Source organism: Paenibacillus sp. FSL W7-1279, assembly GCF_037969845.1.
Lineage (GTDB): Bacteria > Bacillota > Bacilli > Paenibacillales > Paenibacillaceae > Paenibacillus_AQ.
On the sequence record NZ_CP150215.1, the window covers coordinates 299,318 to 317,856 of the forward strand.

General features: G+C 50.2%; 18 protein-coding genes. 10 read left to right on the top strand and 8 right to left on the bottom strand.

The genetic code is table 11. From position 1 onward, the window contains the following. The first annotated feature begins 100 nt into the window (after window positions 1-100). The 4 genes from MKY82_RS01365 to MKY82_RS01380 all read left to right on the top strand — a co-directional run bounded on the left by MKY82_RS01365 (window position 101) and on the right by MKY82_RS01380 (window position 4,720). Entirely contained in the window at window positions 101-1,096 is a 996-nt protein-coding gene (locus MKY82_RS01365) for an extracellular solute-binding protein (protein WP_339295299.1), read from the top strand. A 22-nt stretch (window positions 1,097-1,118) separates the two neighbouring features. Beyond that, a complete protein-coding gene (phnW, locus tag MKY82_RS01370) occupies window positions 1,119-2,213 on the top strand; it encodes a 2-aminoethylphosphonate--pyruvate transaminase (RefSeq protein WP_339295300.1) in 1,095 nt (364 codons plus the stop codon). Continuing rightward, on the top strand, window positions 2,210-3,028 hold the full coding sequence (phnX, locus tag MKY82_RS01375; RefSeq protein WP_339295301.1) for a phosphonoacetaldehyde hydrolase: 819 nt from the start codon (window positions 2,210-2,212) through the stop codon (window positions 3,026-3,028). Before phnW ends, phnX begins: the two co-directional genes overlap by 4 nt. Window positions 3,029-3,280: 252 nt before the next feature. Beyond that, window positions 3,281-4,720 (top strand): serine hydrolase, encoded by a 1,440-nt coding sequence (locus tag MKY82_RS01380; protein ID WP_339295302.1) that lies wholly within the window; start codon window positions 3,281-3,283, stop codon window positions 4,718-4,720. A 187-nt stretch (window positions 4,721-4,907) separates the two neighbouring features. Here MKY82_RS01380 and MKY82_RS01385 read toward each other — a convergent pair. Next, a protein-coding gene (locus tag MKY82_RS01385) for an IS1182 family transposase (RefSeq protein ID WP_339219424.1) occupies window positions 4,908-6,268 on the bottom strand; the annotation gives its coding sequence in 2 pieces (ribosomal slippage) (window positions 4,908-5,701 and window positions 5,701-6,268; 1,362 coding nt in all). 143 nt (window positions 6,269-6,411) lie between these two features. Further along, entirely contained in the window at window positions 6,412-7,359 is a 948-nt protein-coding gene (locus MKY82_RS01390) for an alpha/beta hydrolase (protein WP_339295303.1), read from the bottom strand. 213 nt (window positions 7,360-7,572) lie between these two features. Here MKY82_RS01390 and MKY82_RS01395 point away from each other — a divergent pair, with 213 nt between their 5' ends. After that, window positions 7,573-8,016, top strand: a complete 444-nt coding sequence (locus MKY82_RS01395; protein ID WP_194540439.1) for a DUF3888 domain-containing protein — start codon at window positions 7,573-7,575, stop codon at window positions 8,014-8,016. 144 nt (window positions 8,017-8,160) lie between these two features. Here MKY82_RS01395 and MKY82_RS01400 read toward each other — a convergent pair whose 3' ends face one another. Both MKY82_RS01400 and MKY82_RS01405 read right to left on the bottom strand, forming a co-directional pair. Then, the gene (locus MKY82_RS01400) at window positions 8,161-9,909 is read right to left on the bottom strand and encodes a M28 family peptidase (protein WP_339295304.1); all 1,749 of its coding nucleotides are present in this window, start codon (window positions 9,907-9,909) and stop codon (window positions 8,161-8,163) included. Between the two features lie 168 nt (window positions 9,910-10,077). Further along, window positions 10,078-10,839 carry a kanamycin nucleotidyltransferase C-terminal domain-containing protein gene (locus MKY82_RS01405; protein WP_339295305.1) on the bottom strand — a complete coding sequence of 254 codons (762 nt, stop codon included), beginning with the start codon at window positions 10,837-10,839 and terminating at the stop codon, window positions 10,078-10,080. A gap of 80 nt (window positions 10,840-10,919) precedes the next feature. On the opposite strand from MKY82_RS01405, the gene MKY82_RS01410 reads away from it, so the two are divergent. Together MKY82_RS01410 and MKY82_RS01415 are read left to right on the top strand one after the other, a co-directional pair. Then, window positions 10,920-11,315 carry a hypothetical protein gene (locus MKY82_RS01410; RefSeq protein WP_339295306.1) on the top strand — a complete coding sequence of 132 codons (396 nt, stop codon included), beginning with the start codon at window positions 10,920-10,922 and terminating at the stop codon, window positions 11,313-11,315. Between the two features lie 111 nt (window positions 11,316-11,426). After that, window positions 11,427-12,140: an SAM-dependent methyltransferase gene (locus MKY82_RS01415; protein ID WP_339295307.1), complete on the top strand. Its 714-nt coding sequence runs from the start codon at window positions 11,427-11,429 to the stop codon at window positions 12,138-12,140. 97 nt (window positions 12,141-12,237) lie between these two features. Here the strand turns inward: MKY82_RS01415 and MKY82_RS01420 are convergent, their stop codons facing one another. Next, window positions 12,238-12,867, bottom strand: coding sequence for a GyrI-like domain-containing protein (locus MKY82_RS01420; protein ID WP_339220990.1), 630 nt, complete (start codon window positions 12,865-12,867; stop codon window positions 12,238-12,240). Window positions 12,868-12,955: 88 nt separating this feature from the next. Then, window positions 12,956-13,939 carry a YafY family protein gene (locus MKY82_RS01425; RefSeq protein WP_339295308.1) on the bottom strand — a complete coding sequence of 328 codons (984 nt, stop codon included), beginning with the start codon at window positions 13,937-13,939 and terminating at the stop codon, window positions 12,956-12,958. Window positions 13,940-14,126: 187 nt separating this feature from the next. Here MKY82_RS01425 and MKY82_RS01430 point away from each other — a divergent pair, with 187 nt between their 5' ends. Continuing rightward, window positions 14,127-14,768: a TetR family transcriptional regulator gene (locus tag MKY82_RS01430; RefSeq protein WP_233354710.1), complete on the top strand. Its 642-nt coding sequence runs from the start codon at window positions 14,127-14,129 to the stop codon at window positions 14,766-14,768. A gap of 308 nt (window positions 14,769-15,076) precedes the next feature. Further along, window positions 15,077-15,820 carry an SDR family oxidoreductase gene (locus MKY82_RS01435; protein ID WP_220686930.1) on the top strand — a complete coding sequence of 248 codons (744 nt, stop codon included), beginning with the start codon at window positions 15,077-15,079 and terminating at the stop codon, window positions 15,818-15,820. A gap of 170 nt (window positions 15,821-15,990) precedes the next feature. Here the strand turns inward: MKY82_RS01435 and MKY82_RS01440 are convergent, their stop codons facing one another. Beyond that, window positions 15,991-16,569 (bottom strand): TIGR00730 family Rossman fold protein, encoded by a 579-nt coding sequence (locus MKY82_RS01440; RefSeq protein ID WP_339295309.1) that lies wholly within the window; start codon window positions 16,567-16,569, stop codon window positions 15,991-15,993. 217 nt (window positions 16,570-16,786) lie between these two features. Between MKY82_RS01440 and MKY82_RS01445 the strand changes: the two genes are divergently transcribed. Further along, window positions 16,787-17,104 carry a MazG-like family protein gene (locus MKY82_RS01445; RefSeq protein WP_339295310.1) on the top strand — a complete coding sequence of 106 codons (318 nt, stop codon included), beginning with the start codon at window positions 16,787-16,789 and terminating at the stop codon, window positions 17,102-17,104. Window positions 17,105-17,339: 235 nt separating this feature from the next. Here MKY82_RS01445 and MKY82_RS01450 read toward each other — a convergent pair whose 3' ends face one another. Beyond that, window positions 17,340-18,317, bottom strand: coding sequence for an electron transfer flavoprotein subunit alpha/FixB family protein (locus tag MKY82_RS01450; RefSeq protein WP_339295311.1), 978 nt, complete (start codon window positions 18,315-18,317; stop codon window positions 17,340-17,342). Window positions 18,318-18,539 lie beyond the last annotated feature (222 nt).

Consider the following 18,539-nt stretch of genomic DNA (forward strand, 5'->3'; position numbering starts at 1 on the left):
AAGACAACAGCGATCGGAGGTACGATACAGTATCGCAGTGGACATCAAGCACTGAATCTATTTTAATGCCAATAAAAAAATTCAAGGAGTGGAGTTAATCATGATGAAGACGCTTAAGGGAATGCTGCTGTCATTGATCGCAATCAGTATGGTGTTCGCTCTGGCCGCCTGCGGAAGCGGAAGCGCGGGGGAAGCCAAGAAAGTGGTCATCTACACCAACGGGGATGAAGAGGCCGTCGCTGCTATGGAAACATCGCTTAAGAATGCCGGTTACGAAGGGCAGTATCTCATGCAATCCATGGGTACATCCGAACTTGGCGGGAAACTGATGGCTGAGGGGAACAAAATCGAGGCGGATCTCGTCACGATGAGCTCGTACTTTATCGAAAGCTCGCAGACCAAGCACTCCATGTTTAAGGATTTGGCTTTTGACGCAGGCACTGTCGGAACTTATCCGAAATATTACACGCCGATTCTGGCGAATACCGGCGCCATCTTCGTGAATACGCAGGTACTGAAAGACAAAGGTTTGCCGATGCCGACCTCCATCACGGATCTGACCAAACCGGAATTCAGCGGACTCGTATCGATTCCGAACATTATGGATTCCTCCACCGGTTGGCTGCTGGTTCAGGCAATTCTTAACCAATACGGCGAAAATGCGGGACGCCAAGTGCTCCATGATCTGATTGCCAATGTGGGACCGCATCTGGAGAGCTCGGGCTCCGGTCCGATCAAAAAAGTACAGGCTGGAGAAGTGGCTGCGGGCTTCGGACTCCGCCATCAGGCGGTAGCGGCCAAAGCTGACGGTGCACCGATTGATTACGTGGATCCGGTCGAAGGAAACTTCTCCCTGACCGAGTCGGTTGCGGTGGTGGACAAGAAGAATGCAACGACGGATTTAGCGATGAAAATGGCCGAGACCATCGTGAAGGATGCCCGAAAAGACCTGATCGTGAACTACCCGGTGGCCCTGTACGAAGGGGAGACCGTGGATGAAGTCAACAAACCTGCGTACTCGATGACCTTTGAGAAGCCGCTGACCGTAGAGCTGCTGGAAGAGCATCAGCAATTCTTCAACGGATCCAAAGAATAAGCCAGCATAGGAGCGATGTGAAATGAATACCTACAAGCTTTTGACCCCGGGGCCTTTGACGACAACCAAGACGGTGAAAGAGGAGATGCTCTTGGACCGCTGTACATGGGATGATGAATATAAATCGATTACGCAAAAAATCAGATCACAGCTCCTGGCACTTGCCGGGGCGGATCAAGAGCGTTACACCGCCGTGTTGATGCAGGGAAGCGGCACCTTTGCCGTCGAAGCCGTCATGACGTCAACCATCTCTAAGGATGATAAAGTGCTGATCGTAACGAACGGCGCATATGGTGAGCGGATCGTGAAAATGGCGGAGTATATCGGACTGAATTATGTAGAGTACAGAGTGAATTACGACGAACATCCAAGCGAGGATGAACTGAGAGCCATACTGCATAAGGATGTGCGTATTACGCATATCGCGATGGTACATTGCGAGACGACAACCGGGATTCTGAATCCGCTGGAGATGGTTTCGTCGTTGTCCAGAGAATACGGCAAAACCCTCATGATCGATGCGATGAGCAGTTTTGGCGGAATGGAAATCGATGTTCAGGGTCTTGGCATCGACTACCTGATCAGCAGTGCGAATAAATGCATCCAGGGCGTTCCGGGGTTTGGATTCGTCATCGCCAAACTGGACAAGCTTGCAGCCTGCGAAGGGATTGCGCGCAGCCTGTCGCTTGACCTGTACGGCCAGTGGAAAGGCATGGACAAGGAAGGCAAATGGCGTTATACTTCGCCGACCCATGTTGTGGCCGCCTTCTCCAAAGCGTTGGATGAGCTGAACGAAGAAGGCGGTGTGTCGGCGAGATTCAGCCGTTACCGGAATAACAATCGCCTGCTGCGGGAGAGATTAGCGCAAATCGGTATCCGGGCTTATATTACCGATGACAAGCAATCCCCGATCATCACCACGTTCTTATTCCCGAGTGAAGGGTTTAGCTTCGAGCATTTTTACGCTTATATTAAAGAAAGAGGCTATGTGATCTACCCGGGCAAGCTGACCGACGTGGATACCTTCCGCATTGGGAATATCGGGGAAATTTATGAGCAGGATATCGAACAGTTATGTCATATTATCGAAGAGTATATGGGGGTGACGGCACAATGAGCCGAATCGAAGGCGTTATATTGGACTGGGCCGGAACGGCTGTGGATTTTGGATGTTTTGCACCGGTGAACGTGTTTGTCGATATTTTTAAGAATGCGGGCATTGAAGTGACGATGGATGAGGCGAGAGCGCCGATGGGGATGCTGAAGATCGATCATATTCGTGCCATGCTGTCCATGCCGAGAGTGTCGGCGCTGTGGGAAGCGAAGTACGGAAGAGCTTTCGATGAGCAGGACGTAGAGCGGCTGTACGCGGAATTCGAGCCGGCCTTGATGGCTTCCTTATCCGAGTACACCGACCCGATCCCGGGTGTCATCGAGACGGTTGAAGTTTTGAAGAGTCAAGGCTTGAAGATCGGTTCCACGACGGGATATACAAGCAGCATGATGGAGGTCGTGGTCGCCAATGCCCGGCAAAAGGGCTACAGCCCGGATGTCTATTTCACGCCGGATGACACGAATTCCCAAGGAAGACCTTATCCTTACATGATTTATCGGAATATGGAGTCTCTCCGTTTATCGGCATCCTGGAAAGTCGTTAAGGTAGGGGATACCGTCTCGGACATAAAAGAAGGCGTGAACGCAGGCGTGTGGTCGGTTGGCGTTATCATCGGCAGCTCGGAAATGGGCCTGAGTGCAGAAGAGTTCCATGCCCTGTCAGTATCGGACCGGGAAGCCGCGATCTCGAAAACCGAACAGACGTTTATCCGTAACGGGGCGGACTTTACGCTTCGGACGATGAACGAGCTGCCGGGATTAATCGAGAGAATTAACGATATGCTGGCTGAGGGGAAAAGACCGGGCATTCGATCCTAAGATAGTAGTTAATGAAGAAGCCGCATGAGAAATGTGGCTTCTTATAAGTTATTCGTGGTACCTAACGCGCCTGATCCTCCTTGTGCAGGGGACGGATAGCACCGTTATAATTAAACATTACCTATTCATCATTTGGTAATCCTTGTATATTAGGAGTGTAACTTTGAAGGGACGTGAAACCGTTGGTATAACGCATGGTATAACCCATTCATGCTGTTTGATAATTTCATATCATACCCATGGGAGGATACAATGAGCGATATACAGCGGATCGTTGAGAATTTAGATCGGATTCTGCCCCAGTTTTTAATGGATGAACCCTTGCCGGGCTTGGCTATTGGTGTGGTATATAATCATCGGATGATCTATGCCAAGGGATTTGGGGTCACGGATGCAGAGAATGGAGAAGCAGTTACAGAACACACCCTGTTTCATATGGCCTCCGTCTCGAAAACGTTGGTTGCTACTGGTATCATGCAGCTTGCTGAGGAGAGAATCATCAAGCTGGACGGTTTAGTGTCGGATTATTTGCCTTATTTTCGAATGGAGGATGACCGGTACCGGCATTTGACGATACGTCAGCTGCTGAGTCATACATCAGGACTGCCGGATGAAAATGATTTTGCATGGGATCGTCCTGAATATGATGATGGAAGCTTGGAGCGATATGTGAGGGGCTTGAAGAATTACAAGCTGCAAGGAGAGCCAGGTCAGGCTTTCGATTATAGTAACATCGGCTACGAGATATTAGGTGATGTGATAGCAAAGGTCACGGGCCTTTCGTTTGAACAATATATGAAAGAAAAGGTGATTGCTCCTGCTTCCATGCAGAGCAGCACTTTTTTGAAGGAAGAGGCCGCATTAGATACTCTGGCAACACCGCATGTGCTCGGACTTCAGGAGGGTTACGGTGCTCAAGTTAGCCGCATATTTCCTTATCATCGTGCCCATGCACCAAGCTCAACCCTCTATTCCAATGCGCTTGATATGTGCAACTATGCATTAACTCATTTAAGTGGGGGCCGTATGCGTAGGGAAGCAAACGCCATCCTCGAAGCGAACAGCTATAGTGAGATGTGGCAAATAGAGGCGTCTACGGAATATGGTGATGGTCTCGATGAAATGGGTCTTGGGTGGTTTATGGGCCAATACAGGGGCCGTCGTGTTATGTCCCATATGGGGCGGGATACCGGGTTTCGGAGTCACTTCATGCTGCTGCCGGACGAGGGAATGGCCGTGTTGTTTATGATGAATGCCGATTATATCGGGGGCAAAGTACTCTATTCAGCGATTCTTGATGTCCTGCTGGGCGATGATGTTCCTTATGTACGAAGATCACTTGCCCATCACTTATCTCAGGTTACGATGGTGTCCGGGGTAGATGCAGCTGTTAGGGAATATAACAAAATTCTGGAGTCATGTCCGGAACGCTTCCTTGTTCTTGAAGGAGAGTTCAATGCAGGCGCTTATACGCTGATGCGTGGAGGATGGCTTCAGGAAGGGATCCGGCTGCTCGAACTGTCCGCACAGATATTCTCGGAATCTTCGAACATCCATGATAGTCTTGGCGAGATGTACTTGCTTGCGGGTGAACCCGCGCTTGCGCTGAAGCATTATCAGAAATCAGTTGAGTTGGACCCGGAGCATGCCGAGGGAATTCGTATGGTGAATGAGCTACTTCAGTCCAAATAAGACATGAGGCACAAGGCAATAGCATAAGCTGGCTATCTATCCTGCGGTAGCAAGTACGCTAGTGTCACTCTATAAAAAAGAGCAGTCCACATGGACTGCTCTCAGATTGTCGAGAAACCCTGCACTTTTTTCAAAGTACAGGGTTTCTCCCTTTTTAAGTGGTCAATTCAAGAGGGGAAATGGGGGATTACCCCCTGTTTTCCAGGCGATCCAAGTGGATCGCCATCTTCTTCATATTCTGCACGGTTGCTGTCATCAGAGCTTGTTCCCTGACGTTTTGCAACCCGCGCAACCGGCAATAGCGAAACCCATGGAGCTCTTTGGCATCCGCGAAGCTTCGCTCAATCGTTTCTTTTCGTTTTCGGTATAAATACTTGCCGGATCGACTGAGCCGGTTGTTTCGCACCCATTCCTTGCTGTCTTCCCAGACATGGCGCGTGACGACCTTGCGGTGATTCCGTGAACGGGTACATTGCTCCAGCATCGGGCAAGTCTTGCAGTGCTTCGGATCGGAGGCATATTGCCGGTATCCTTCTCGATTCGTGGTGCGATACAACAATTCATGCTGGAGCGGACAAATATAACGGTTACGCTCGGCATCATAGGTAAACTTCCACTTCGGAAATAAGCCTTGGGTCGGATGAAATCTCCGGTGAGCAATCACTCCAAAGATCCCCCGTTCCTGCAATCCTTTGCAGATGGGGGTTGTTAAATAGCCTGAATCCAGGGCAACGGCTTCAACTTCAAAACCAAATCGCTCTCGTTGGCGATCCAAACGCGACAAATACGGTACAGAATCATGGACGTTTCCCGGCGTGACGTGGACATCGGTAATCAGATTGTACTTCAAATCAACGGTCCGGTGATCTAAATAAAAGAATCCTTCCGGTTTCCCGTCGCGAATCATATAACCGCTATCCGGGTCGGTTTTGCTCACCTTGATTTCTTTCTTCTCGACCACATCCTCTCTGGGTTTTAAAGCTTTTTTCCATGCGCCTTCCGGTCGGCTTCTACTGCGCCATTGAGTTCGTCCATGTAATCTCGTGTGTTTTGTAGAACCTGCTGCTTGGTGTACTGGTGTTTGTTCGCATTGGCCTTCACATGCGTGGAATCCGAAACCAGGACTCGTCCGCCGACCATGCGATGCTCGATTGCCTGCAGCACAATCTCATCGAAGATATCTTGAAAGATATTAGTGTCTTTGAAACGAGTCCGTCGGTTCCAGCTAATGGTGGTATGGTCCGGAACTTTGTCTGTCAATCCCAAACCAAGAAACCAACGGTATGCCAGATTCGTCTGAATCTCGCGTTCCAGTTGACGCTCTGAACGGATGCCGTAAAAATAACCGAGGAAAATCATCTTAAATAACACGACAGGATCGATGGCTGGTCGCCCATTATCAGCACAGTAAAGCGGACGGACCTTTTCGTCGATGAAAGAGAAATCGATATACTTGTCCACTTTACGGAGCAGATGATCTTGAGGAACCAATTCTTCAATCGAAACAAACTCGTAAGCCTGCTGTTTTTCTCGGTTAGAACGCAACATATTTAACACCCTTCCGAACGGTTTATTTACTAATATTATATAGTATTAACGCGGTGTCGTGTTGAACTAAATACACAAAAAATAGCTGTCGAGACTTTCTCGACAGCCTGAGAGCAGTCCACATGGACTGCTCTTTTTTCCTCTTATTGCACATACGCACCAATAAACTCCGTCACTTCGCGGTCATACCCCTCGGGATCGAACTGGCGCGCCATGCCGTGGCCCGCTTCGGGGACGATGAACAGCTTCTTTTGCTCCGGACCATTCTCGTACAGCTCATACACCATCTCGGTAGGTACGAACAAATCGCCGCCGCCGTGAATGAACAGCGTTGGTGTTTTGGATTTCTTCACCTGCTCGAGTGCGGATGCTTCGCCGAAGGAGTATCCGGCGCGGATCTTGGTCAACAGGCTCGTGGATTGAACCAGTGGGAAGGAGGGCAGCTTATACATGCGCTTCAGCTGATATTTCAGCTCATCCGTGACCGAGGTATATCCGCAGTCCTCAACAATGGCTTTTACCTGGGGAGGAAGCTCTTCGCCACTGGTCATCATGACCGTTGCACCGCCCATGGATACTCCATGAAGGACAACTTGCGAGCTTTCACCCGTATGCTCGATGACTTGATCGATCCATTTCAGATAATCCTTGCGCTCCGGCCAGCCGAAGCCGATGTAATCGCCTTCGCTTCGTCCATGACCTCGCGCATCGGGCAGAAGCACGTTGTAACCCAGGGCCTTATGGTACATTTGGGCGAATCCGCTCATCTGCTCCGAATGCCCGGAGTAGCCATGAGCAATGATGACGGTTTTATCCGTCGATACCTCGGCAGGTAAATAGTAAGCATGCAGCTTCAGACCGTCGTCTGAAGTAAGGTTCCATTCCTCGAAGCTCTGCTGGGCCCACCATTCCTTGCTGTCCGCAAAGGGATTGTCGATATTCGAATTGGCTTCCAGGTCCGGGTTGCCGTTCAGAAAGCCCTTGTCGGCGCGGGCAATAGCGACGTTATAGAAGTAGAAGCTTGCTCCGACAATAATGAGAACTAGAAATGCGATGATTGCTGCTGACATGATCATAATCCTTTTTTTCATGTTGATGGTTATCCTCCCCGTATCCATGGGACAAGCACGATGAATGTGATAAGGAAGGCATAGTCGATACGATATCGTTCCTTCCACCTATCATATCGCACGTCCCCTGATTAATCTATATCGCGGATCACGTTCGTTTCATGGGTGTTACATCAAATCTATCGGTTGGGGTAGCCTAAAGATAAAGAGCTGTAGCAGGAGGCGAGGGAGAATATGAACAAACGCTTCATCAGCCTAATTCTTGCCATCGTTATGGTTATGGGTTTAACGCTGCCGTCCCATGCCGAGGAGACCTATTCTTCACCGAAGAAGGATAGTGCGCAGCTGCAATATCAGGATATGCTGATGCTATTTCTGCTTCCTCATATCGATGAGGCGGTTCGCGGGCATTATATCCACACGTTGAAGGAGCAGCCTCTTGTTTATCCATACTTTGTGGATGTGACCGAAGTGAAGAGGGTGAATGGATTCCGCGGTTTTCATTTCATCATTACGCTTGAGGCCAATCCAACGGTTGGTCCCCATATTTCGGTTGGAAAGGATCGGCTTGTGTTTGAAGTAGCTCCGACGATTCCCGGCGGTATGGTCAAGCTGGTGGAATACAAACATTTGAAGACATATGAACTACCTCCGCATTGGCAAAATATCGTGAAGTAACGGCGGCGAAATCGATCCAATGTCAAAAAACAAGCAAACGCGGTTCGCGCGTTTGCTTGTTTGGCATGGAGATCATGGTGCGTTTATCGGGTCTCACACCCTCAAGCATTGAAGTAGCAGGTAGGGTACCTGGCGAGGTAATGCTTACCAGCTCTCATAAACCGGTCGATCCGGTCCCGGTTCGGCCTGGATCCAGCCGATGGCGAGCAGAACGATGATGGCGATGAAGGCAGCTGGCAGTACCCATTTCCAGGCAGATGCGAGCATTCGCACAGCAGGGGACATTAGGGCAAGAATCAGCCCGATCAGCACCACGCTGAATAGGTGAATCCCTGGCGGCAGCATAAGGAACACAATATGAAAGACCGAAGTGAACATCAGGACAGGGATCAGGGACGTTCCCAGTACGACTGCCGGATGGTTTAAGGATTCGATCGGGTCCCGGGTAAATGCCGCCCATGTCAGTGCCGCGTAATGGACCAGCAGCGGAATCGCAAATAAATAGCTTGCGCCCGGCAGGAACCCGGTTGAGCCGACAAGCAGCAGCAGGAACAGGAATGAGCCTCCCAGCAGCATCTCCATTTCATTCACTTTACGCACGATCCAGCGGGTGAGCGCAACATGAATGATGAAGGTTACCAGGATGAAGCTGACACTGTACAGAAGCGAATCATAGGTTGCCCCTGTGGGCTGCGTCATTTTGCCGGCCCACAACGTATCAACCAGCGACCACAGGCCAAAGCTTAGCGCTGCCGAGAGCACGATGGCCGCAATCGGGGTTAGCAGGCCGAGCAAACTTCCCTTGAGGGAGAGTCTGGAGATACGGGCAAACAATACTGCGAAAGCCATCCATACCGCCGCGAACACCACGGTGATCGGGATCGCCCATTTTGCAGGGTAATGAACCAGCAGGCCAAATAGATTGAAATAAATACGGTTGTCTGTTGAAGTCAGGTCAGTCAAATCAAGATTGCCAAAATGCTTTGCCACGGCCAGCGCATTCTCGCCTTGATGCTGCATGGTTTCAAGGGAGACGTTCTCCGTGTTGTCCATCGGGGTATGATAAGCGACCCACCCATCGCCATAGGCAAAGTTAAGTCCCGGGAGACCATGCTCAAGCGCCACCGTCAAATCGGTATCATTCGGCAGTTGTTTGTAGAGGTCCACCAAGAGCGAGTTGCTGACAGGATTGGATACGGCTTGTGCGTATTCTTCAATGATCCGACTATTGCTGTCGCTGGTCTGGAACATGAAGGAGGAACCCTTCGATCCCCGGGCTTCAAAATTCGCAATCATGCCAACCTCAAGGTGCTGCGGGTCACGGAAGAACACTTCCGCCCCCAGTAGGCCCTTCTCTTCCCCGTCTGTCAGCAGAATCCATATGTCATTCTGCGGCGGAGGTCCGGCTTGGATCGCTCTTGCCGTCTCCAGCAACGAAGCTACGCTTACCGAAGCATCATTGGCTCCGGGTCCGGTAGAGACCGAGTCATAATGGGACATAAGCAGGAGCGGTTTGCCCGATCCGGTGCCCTTAATGACACCCAGAATGTTCGTAAGCTGAATGTCGGCGTCGATGTACTTGGTTGTCAGTCGGCCATTAAATTCTTGAACGTCCGGGTTCAAGCCGAGCTGCTTCATCTGTTCCACCAAGTAAGCTCTGACTTCCGCATTGGCAGGCGAACCCATCGGATGGGGTTCTTGTGCGATGCGCTCGACATGCGCCATCGCGCGTTCGGCAGAGAACTCGGTTGCGGGCGCATCGATATTTCTGGCTTCCGGCGGCTTCTCGAACCACAGCATGAGGGAGATAACGAGTATGACGGTGAGGATGGTTGTAAGCGGCAGCCAATAAGGAGGTCTGTAATCCGGCGGTCTACTCAATTGAATTTGCATGATAAGTACTCACTTCCTTTTTATGATCATTCAGGCGTTTCGTAAAGCGATCTTTCATCGTATGTAAGAAAGCGGCTCTTACACAGCGTAGTTCCAGAATATGACATGTGTCAATATAAGATTGAGAATGATCAGCATTCCATGCATAACACAAAGCAAGAGCCTCCATCAGAATGGAAGCTCTTTTGATTTATATTCAATGTTCATTTTATCATACCATGCGTTCAGACCGGTCCAGAGCTGTTCGCAAAGCTCATACACATGATCGATCTGGAGAAGCTGACCCCGCATCACCAATTGTGCCAGCTCATCGTATCCCGAAGGCCTGGATTTCAGGGACAGTGATTCCTCCAATGTCTTGGCTCTTGTATTGTAAAACGTTCGGTTGGCAAGTCCAATCAGCTTGGCCGTCTGCCAGGTCAGGTCCTTGGCTCCAAGCGGGAGGTAGCCTAAGTTACCGGATTGGACGTTGTTTCGTATTTTGCCCATCGTTTCGTAGGGTTCCCAGATCATGAATTCCCGCATCGTTTCTTTGATGGCTTCGTCTGAAACCTGGAGGGGCAGCTTCCGAATTTCAGCAAGCAGGTTCGCCGGATCGTAGATTTCCTGTAGATGGACATAAGCGCCCGCTGTAATCGCCCATGAGTCGTCCACCGACGCTGCATCCTTGAATATGTCCTGCTTTTGTTCCATGCCGATTTCGATTTTGAAAGGGGGGTATATGAATTCATATCCGGGCAGGGAGACTCCGTCCTGTGTAACAACTTGAAGTTCAATGTCCGAGTAAGGACCATCAATCCCTTGTGCAATCGAACCGTACAAGCCAATGGCCAAAATGTTATCGCCGTGCAACTGAAGCAGTCGGTCTTTGATTTGATGAATGATGTTCATTTTCTCTTCTCTAGTCGTAGCAGCAGGATAAGGCAGCATAAGGAAATCCCCTCCGAAGAAAGTTAGTTATCTATATTATAGTATAAATAGAACGGTTGTATTAGGGGGGTGACGGGTTTATGAAGTTTAGGAGAGTTCTAGTCTGGTTCGTCATGGTGATAGTGATTGGTTGTTCTGGTTTGAGCAAGATAGCTGTGCCTGAGGACCTGCTCGCGGAGGGGGAAGATGAATTACGAATTCATTATTTCCATGAAGATGCCCATGCCGCGAATGAGCTGGATGAGCAAGCTCGGATTGTATGGTGGAGTGAAGAGGTCGACGATATGCCCGATGCCGACACAGAGGTTTTACAGGCAGCCATGTTACATAACGTAAGGGAGGAGATCGCCAAGCAAAAGGCCGAAACGTTAGGACTTCGAAGATTTCCGTTTTTTGTAGTGGTGAACCATAAAGAAATTGCCTTGAAAACAGCTGACTTGAATGAAGTTGTAGACTTTCTAAAGAAGAACAGGTAGAGATCGTAAAATCCTTATCCCCTCATTCCACCTTATGGTAATATATCCTTGCGGAGGTGGGGAAGTAGCCATCGTACCCGTTCCCGTAATAAATAGCTGAGGTGAGTAGAGATGAGTAGAGATGAGCAGAGTCAAGGCAAGACCAAGCAGGAACTGGACCGGGTTGTATTCATTGGCCGCACGTTTGAAGAATACACGCATATGTTTGATTTGGAAATGTCGAACCTAGCCGGCAAAAGCGTATTGGATTGCCCTTCCGGTGCGTGTTCGTTCACCGCTCACGGTGCGAAGCGTGGTCTCGATATAACGGCCAGTGATATTGCCTATGACCACAAGCCGGATGACCTGGAGGCCAAGGGGCTGCAGGATATCAGGCATGCGATGGAAACGATGGAGCAGGCGAAGAGAAATTATGTCTGGGACTATTATGGAGATGTGGTGGGGCTTCGTCAGCATCGCCAGCAAGCGCTCCTTGATTGCGTTCAGGATATGAGGGAGTTTCCGGATCGCTACGTCGCTGCGGTACTGCCGGAGCTGCCTTTTGATAACAATCAGTTTCATCTGGTGCTGTCCGCCCATTTTCTGTTTATGTACAGTGACCGATTGGATTATGACTTTCATGTCCAGACGATTCGGGAGCTGCTGCGCGTTGCCTCGGAAGAGGTGCGCATCTTTCCGTTAACCGATTTGTCGGGGGGGCGCTACGCTCATTTGGAGCGCCTGATTCATGAGCTAGAGGCAGACGGTTTTCGGGTGGCGGAAGTTAAAGTGCCTTATGAGTTTATGAAGAACGGCAATTCGCTGCTAAGCATTCGTAAGTTCTAGAAGAATGAAGGTAAGATGTGGGGAGCCGGCAATGTGCCGGCTCCTTTATTTTTAGCTGGGTATGGTGTTTGTCGTCAGGGAACAGGGTCCGCCGTATTTACTGATCCAATGAATGCGCCTGTCTTACAGGAGCGCGGAGAATGGTTTTCATGGAGGAGGAGGCGGCTTTTCGTGGATCGGACAAATAAACCTCATGATGATGCCCGTCCTGTACGTAATGATGCTGTTTCATGTAAGCATACATTTTCGCCAGCGTATCAGGCTCTGTGCTGTAGGGGCCGATATGCATGATTTGGACGCATAGTCCCTCATGGATCGTTTCCAATACCACTTGCTGAATGGGCTCCAGATGATTTTTCTTGGAGAAGGCTTTGTCCCGTGCGGAATCGACGATCTCCGGGGTGACAAACGCCGGCATCCGAATGAGCAGCTTCCAATGCCATTCCTCTTTTGGAACCTCCAAACCATACCGATCCGAGTTAACCCACCATTGCCCTTCAAGTTTAGGAACGGTGAAATCCTGAATCTCCGCCTTGCAATATCCCTTAACGCCATAGGCAACGGTATACAGCGCCTCGGTTGCATTCTCGAAAAGGGAGCTTTCGGGCGCGCCTTGACCTTCGAACGACAGATAGGGCAAGGGATCAAACTGCACGAGCTCGGGGGTGTTCCCGGCTGTATAATAGGTTTTATCGCTTTTGGCCAGATCGAGTTTAGGAAGCGGCATACATGAATCTCTCCTTTTTGGACATGATTTACGCCTATCATAAACCAGCTTCACTGACAGCATAGGAGTCAGTGAAGTTGTTGAAGGATCAGTCCTCGTAATATGCGGCCAGGTCTCGGGCCGTCTCGGAGAGAACAGTTCGCAGCTGCTGCGGCTCAAGTACTTTGACTCCTTTGCCAAAAGAAAGCAGCAGATAAGGCATGTATTGCAGCATCCAATCCGGATGCATACGGAATTCGGCCTCATCGTCATTGCTTCTTGCGACAAGATAAGGCTGTAGGAACCACTGGTTGCATAACGTGTCCAGAACCTCGGAGCGACCTTGAAGGCGAACGGTTACCAACGTCGGTTCCTTCGCCTTCGACTTCGTATTGTGATCCTGATACTCATGAATATGGCTCATATAATCATGTACCGAGAAATGTTCCGGCATTTCAAATGTACGGCCTGTTACCGACAGGCTGTTCATCCGGTCTACCCGGAATACGCGGAGGGCCTCCCGTTGATGGCAATAGGCAATCAAATACCATTTGCCGAGCCGGTAGATCAGCCCATAGGGATCAATATGGCGCTCCTCCACGGAGCCGCTGAAGGACTTCGCATATTGAAGGACCAGGGTTTCGCGTCTGGCAATGGCTTGCTCTAACTCTCGCAATCTGGGGTGAAGCAAGGCACTCTGTGATGGCAGTGGGATGTGAATGCTGCCAACATGACGCCTCAAGTCTTCCAATTGAGATTCCTGAAGCCGGTGCTCAATCTTGGTTAGTGCCTTTTCAAGAGCATCCGTAAACGGATAGTCCGCTTGCCGGGCAAGTAGCGCACTGTGTTCCATGGCTTTAAGCTCGGTTAGTTCGAAGAACAGCGGCACGCTTAAAAAAGAATCGGGCAGCCTGAATCCCCCGCCATGTCCGGATTCGGATATGATAGGGACCCCGCTCATATCCAGCGTGTCGATGTATCGGTAGACCGTTCGGACACTTAGCTCAAGCCTCTCCGCCAATTGCTGGGCCGTCATTTTTTTATGGGATCGAAGCAGCCATAGTATGGATAACAGATAGTCCAGCTTAGCCATGGACAGCACTCGCTTTCTTCATGTTATTTCGGTTATATCCGGCTTAATGAAGCTATTATAACAATCCATGAGGGGGTATGATCAAGCGAATAAAACGGGGTCTCCTGGTATAACAAATAACAAAACTTCAATATTGATATTGAATGATGGTTTGTTATAATGTGTTCAACAGAGAGGGGGCGTGAAGATGGGCAGTCGGGCGGACAATGTAAGTCCCGTTTCGGTGCTCATTGAACCTATGTCACATGACCAACCACTAACGAAAGAAGCCATATTGGACGCGGCCGAGCAGACGCTTCGGCGCTATGGTCCTGACAAAACCTCGGTTGTCGATGTTGCCAAGGCGCTTCAAGTCAGCCATGGATCCCTGTATCGGCATTTTCCCAGCAAGGCCGCTCTGAGAGAAGCCGTAACGGAACGGTGGCTGCAGCGGATTGCGGATCCGTTACAGAAGATTGCAGACGGAACGGAGGGCAGCGCCACCGATCGCTTGCGGTTATGGACGGATACCCTCATCCGGGCCAAACGGGCTTATGTCCTCGAGGATCCCGAGATGTTTGCCATGTATACGACCGTGACGCTGGAAGCCGTCAAGGTAATTGATACGCATGTAAAGCTGTTAATCGGACAGGTTGCCCAGATCATCGATCGAGGGATGCTTACTGGTGAATTTAAGCCGGGCCAGTCGGAGTCGGTGGCAAAAGCCTTTTTCATGGCAACGTCCCTGTTTCATCATCCGGTGCATGCTTCTCAGTGGACCTCGCAGGAGATTGAAGCCGATTTTGACTCGGTGTGGGCCATATTGTTATCCGGAATCGCGAAACAGTAAACGGGTGAGAATCATAGTTAGAGGGAACTAAGCAGGGGTAGAGGCGGCCGTTATGCATTTCCGAACAGCACTTCGGGAGCTGGTGCAGCGAGATCACCCATTACGTTAAAAAGATGCTATTCTTGGCGATGTGCATGAGATAGCGTCTTTTTTGTATATATATCATTACAAATGACAAAAATATAAAACTGTCACTTGTAATTTGTAATGTGCAGACATATAATCAAATTACAAAAAATGACGTACAGATCAGAGGATCCATCTGATGAGATATTCGTGCACCTAATTCATATGCGGGAGGTTGTATCATGACAAAGAGTTTATCGGGCAAGGTAGCTATCGTAACGGGAGCATCAAGAGGCATCGGGCGTGAAATTGCGGAGAGACTTGCGGAGAACGGGGCTAAAGTGGTTGTAAACTATGCAAGCAGCCCGGCTAAAGCCGAGGAAGTGGTGAGCGCCATTAAGCAAAGCGGCGGCGAAGCCCGGGCCATTCAAGCTGATATTCGTCAGGTAGCAGCGATTGAACGACTGTTTGGTAAAACGATCGAGGTTTATGGCGGCATCGATATTCTCGTGAACAATGCCGGCATCATGACAACCAAGCCGGTTGCTGCCATGACGGAGGAAGATTTCGATCAGCAGTTTGCGATTAATGTGAAGGGGACTTATTTCGCGATCCAGCAGGCTTTTCACCATATGAATTCGGGCGGCCGCATCATCAATTTCTCGACGTCGGTGGTTGGGCAGATGTTCCCGGCGTACAGCGTATATGCAGGCACGAAGGGCGCTGTAGAGCAGTTTACGCGTCAGTTGGCCAAAGAATTCGGACCGAAAGGAATTACAATTAACGCAGTGGCGCCCGGACCGATTAATACGGAGCTGTTTACGATTGGCAAGTCGGAGGAGCAGATCGCGGGTATCGCAAACATGAATGCTTTCGGACGTCTGGGAGAACCGGATGATGTTGCAGGGGCCGTCCTCTTTCTGGCCGGCGAAGAATCGAAATGGATCACAGGCCAAACGATCCGCGTGAACGGCGGTTTTGTGTAATACTCACACCATCAAAATAACGCAAGAACAAAAAGGCACCGGGAGTCCGGTGCCTTTCGTTACGGATACGGTCGATCTGTTGTAGAGAATCCTAAATACGTATCAACCAACATGGAGTACAAGACTTCCCTGAATGCGTGGGAAAGATCGCTGTTCTCCGCAAACGCTCCTTAATCCAATTCCTTCCACTTTAAGTCCAGCGTCGGAGGGGTGTAGCTATCCATGAGCTCGAGCAGCTTGAGCGGGTCATCGGAGAGGTTGATCAGGTTTAGGTGGGAGGCATTGGAGAAACCTTCCGTGATACTGTACTGAATCAGCTTCATGAACGGTTCATAATACTCCCGGACATTCAGCAGCCCGATCGGTTTCTGATGAATTCCGATTTGCGACCAGCACAATACCTCGAACAATTCCTCAAAGGTTCCAAAACCGCCCGGTATGGCGATAAACCCGTCGGACAGCTTCGCCATCGTCGCTTTGCGCTCATGCATATCCGCTACTTCAATGAGCTGGGTCAGCTCGGTATGTACAATCTCGCCTTTAAACAGTCCTCTCGGCATCACACCGATAACTTCACCGCCATGCTGCAAAACGGCGTTAGCCACTTCACCCATCAATCCGATTTTGGAGCCGCCGTATACGAGCTTGTATTGGTTGTGGGCAATGTGTCTGCCGAGCTCGGCAGCTTTCGCTTTATAATCTGGATGTTCCCCCATGTTCGATCCTGCAAATACACATATGGATTTCAATTCGCACACTCCTTGACAAGATGTTGATATTTCATTCGTGTAATTATACTATATATAGTGATTTGTGTCATGGCGTCGATGAACGATATTGTTAATGATCATCAGATGGCACCACTTATCTTATGGCATACATGTTAGCATTATCATGAGTTTGTTCTTGAATTGTGTAAAAAGTAAAGGTTTAGTCATCCCAGGGAATCGCGGAGGTAGCACAAGTATGGATATGAATGAAGCGCAGCAATGGATTAAACAATTTTATGGAGAGCGAGGCTGGACCGAGTACGGCCCCTTTATTCGCGTTGGGTTTTTGATGGAGGAGACAGGGGAAACAGCGCGTGCCGTTCGCGCTTATGAGATCGGCAGGGATCGCCCCGACGAGGAGGTTCAATCCAGGGAACGGCTCAAGCAGGATTTGGTGGAGGAGATCGGCGACGTGTTCGGCAACATTTCACTGTTGGCGGATCTTTATGGGATTTCGCTGGAAGAAGCGTTTACGGCCCATCAGCAGAAGCTGCTGAAGCGGTTTGGTTCTTAAATGAACGAAAGTCGGGTCCTTCCTATCATCAGATGATGACGTGGTGGAGTCATTGAATGGCTGAATGGCAGCATACATAACCGGCTTGATAGCGCATTGCAGGAATTATGGCAGTAGCCAGAAAGCAAAAAGGATACGTCCGGGTTTAGAACTGTAAAAAGGCTGCAACCCAGGGTCCAATGGACGTTGGGGTGCAGCCTTATCATATTATATCATCTAATGAGCTTGAATTATGCTAGGATACCAGGACTTTGCGGAATTCCTGCGTCAGCATCGGAACGATGTCGAACAGATCGCCGACGATGCCGTAATCGGCGACCTTGAAGATCGGTGCCTCAGGGTCTTTGTTGATGGCGATAATGACCCGCGATTGGCTCATGCCGGCCAGATGCTGGATGGCGCCGCTAATACCGCAGGCAATATAGATCTCGGGCGTAACGACTTTGCCGGTCTGCCCGATCTGGAGCGCGTAATCGCAGTAGCCGGCATCACAGGCGCCGCGCGATGCGCCGACGGCACCGCCGAGCAGGTCCGCGAGCTCCTCCAGCGGCTGGAAGCCTTCCGCGCTCTTCACGCCGCGCCCGCCGGAGATGACGATTTTGGCTTCCGAGAGGTCGATTTTTCCCGTGGTTTTGCGGACGACGTCCTTTACCACGGAGCGGAGGGAAGGGGCAGGGTAAGCGATGTCCTCAATGCTGGCGCTCGCGCCTTCGATGGCTTCCGCAGCAGGAATATTGTTCGGACGCACCGTGACCACCCACGGTCCGTTCTGGAAGACGCGCTTTTCAAAGGCTTTACCCGCATAGAGCGGACGAGTGAACACCACTTCTCTACTTTCCGTCTCGATCGCGGTTACGTCGGAAATTTGCCCGGCATTCAGGGAAGCGGCGACGAGCGGTGCTAAATCGCGGCCGATAGCTGTATGTCCGAAGAGTACGGCATCCGGCTTGGCCTGACCGATAACCGCTTCAATGGCGGCCATATAAGCTTCAGGATTATAATTTTCCAGATCATCATGCTCAACCGTATAGATCGTATCGGCACCATAGGCGTTCAGGGCCGATACAGCCTCCGTAATGTTGGAGCCCGCAACCAGAATGCGGATGCTGTCACCGTCACCTGCAATCAAGCGAGCCGCGCCAAGCGTTTCGAGAGCAACCTGACGCAGCTTCCCATCCCGGTTCTCGGCATACACTAATATCGTTTTGCTCATATCATAACCTCCTAGGATCCATTTGGGATTGAAGAGAAGAGATTTGACGATTTAACCAACCTGAGCAACTTAAGCGAATTCAGGGGATTTCCTCAGAAGCGCTGCTGCTCGGATTTCGCGGAACGTATCAAGCGAAAAGCGTGCATGACGGACATCCCGTAAACCATACAATCAGAATACATAGGGAATGATGGCATGGCTCTCTGTCGGGTCCGTGTAACC

What these genes read in the sequence shown, in the direction of transcription:
- MKY82_RS01365 (WP_339295299.1), top strand. Translation starts at nt 101, where the DNA reads ATGATGAAGACGCTTAAGGGAATGCTGCTGTCATTGATCGCAATCAGT.
- phnW (WP_339295300.1), top strand. Translation starts at nt 1,119, where the DNA reads ATGAATACCTACAAGCTTTTGACCCCGGGGCCTTTGACGACAACCAAG.
- phnX (WP_339295301.1), top strand. Translation starts at nt 2,210, where the DNA reads ATGAGCCGAATCGAAGGCGTTATATTGGACTGGGCCGGAACGGCTGTG.
- MKY82_RS01380 (WP_339295302.1), top strand. Translation starts at nt 3,281, where the DNA reads ATGAGCGATATACAGCGGATCGTTGAGAATTTAGATCGGATTCTGCCC.
- MKY82_RS01390 (WP_339295303.1), bottom strand. Translation starts at nt 7,359, where the DNA reads ATGAAAAAAAGGATTATGATCATGTCAGCAGCAATCATCGCATTTCTA.
- MKY82_RS01395 (WP_194540439.1), top strand. Translation starts at nt 7,573, where the DNA reads ATGAACAAACGCTTCATCAGCCTAATTCTTGCCATCGTTATGGTTATG.
- MKY82_RS01400 (WP_339295304.1), bottom strand. Translation starts at nt 9,909, where the DNA reads ATGCAAATTCAATTGAGTAGACCGCCGGATTACAGACCTCCTTATTGG.
- MKY82_RS01405 (WP_339295305.1), bottom strand. Translation starts at nt 10,839, where the DNA reads ATGCTGCCTTATCCTGCTGCTACGACTAGAGAAGAGAAAATGAACATC.
- MKY82_RS01410 (WP_339295306.1), top strand. Translation starts at nt 10,920, where the DNA reads ATGAAGTTTAGGAGAGTTCTAGTCTGGTTCGTCATGGTGATAGTGATT.
- MKY82_RS01415 (WP_339295307.1), top strand. Translation starts at nt 11,427, where the DNA reads ATGAGTAGAGATGAGCAGAGTCAAGGCAAGACCAAGCAGGAACTGGAC.
- MKY82_RS01420 (WP_339220990.1), bottom strand. Translation starts at nt 12,867, where the DNA reads ATGCCGCTTCCTAAACTCGATCTGGCCAAAAGCGATAAAACCTATTAT.
- MKY82_RS01425 (WP_339295308.1), bottom strand. Translation starts at nt 13,939, where the DNA reads ATGGCTAAGCTGGACTATCTGTTATCCATACTATGGCTGCTTCGATCC.
- MKY82_RS01430 (WP_233354710.1), top strand. Translation starts at nt 14,127, where the DNA reads ATGGGCAGTCGGGCGGACAATGTAAGTCCCGTTTCGGTGCTCATTGAA.
- MKY82_RS01435 (WP_220686930.1), top strand. Translation starts at nt 15,077, where the DNA reads ATGACAAAGAGTTTATCGGGCAAGGTAGCTATCGTAACGGGAGCATCA.
- MKY82_RS01445 (WP_339295310.1), top strand. Translation starts at nt 16,787, where the DNA reads ATGGATATGAATGAAGCGCAGCAATGGATTAAACAATTTTATGGAGAG.
- MKY82_RS01450 (WP_339295311.1), bottom strand. Translation starts at nt 18,317, where the DNA reads ATGAGCAAAACGATATTAGTGTATGCCGAGAACCGGGATGGGAAGCTG.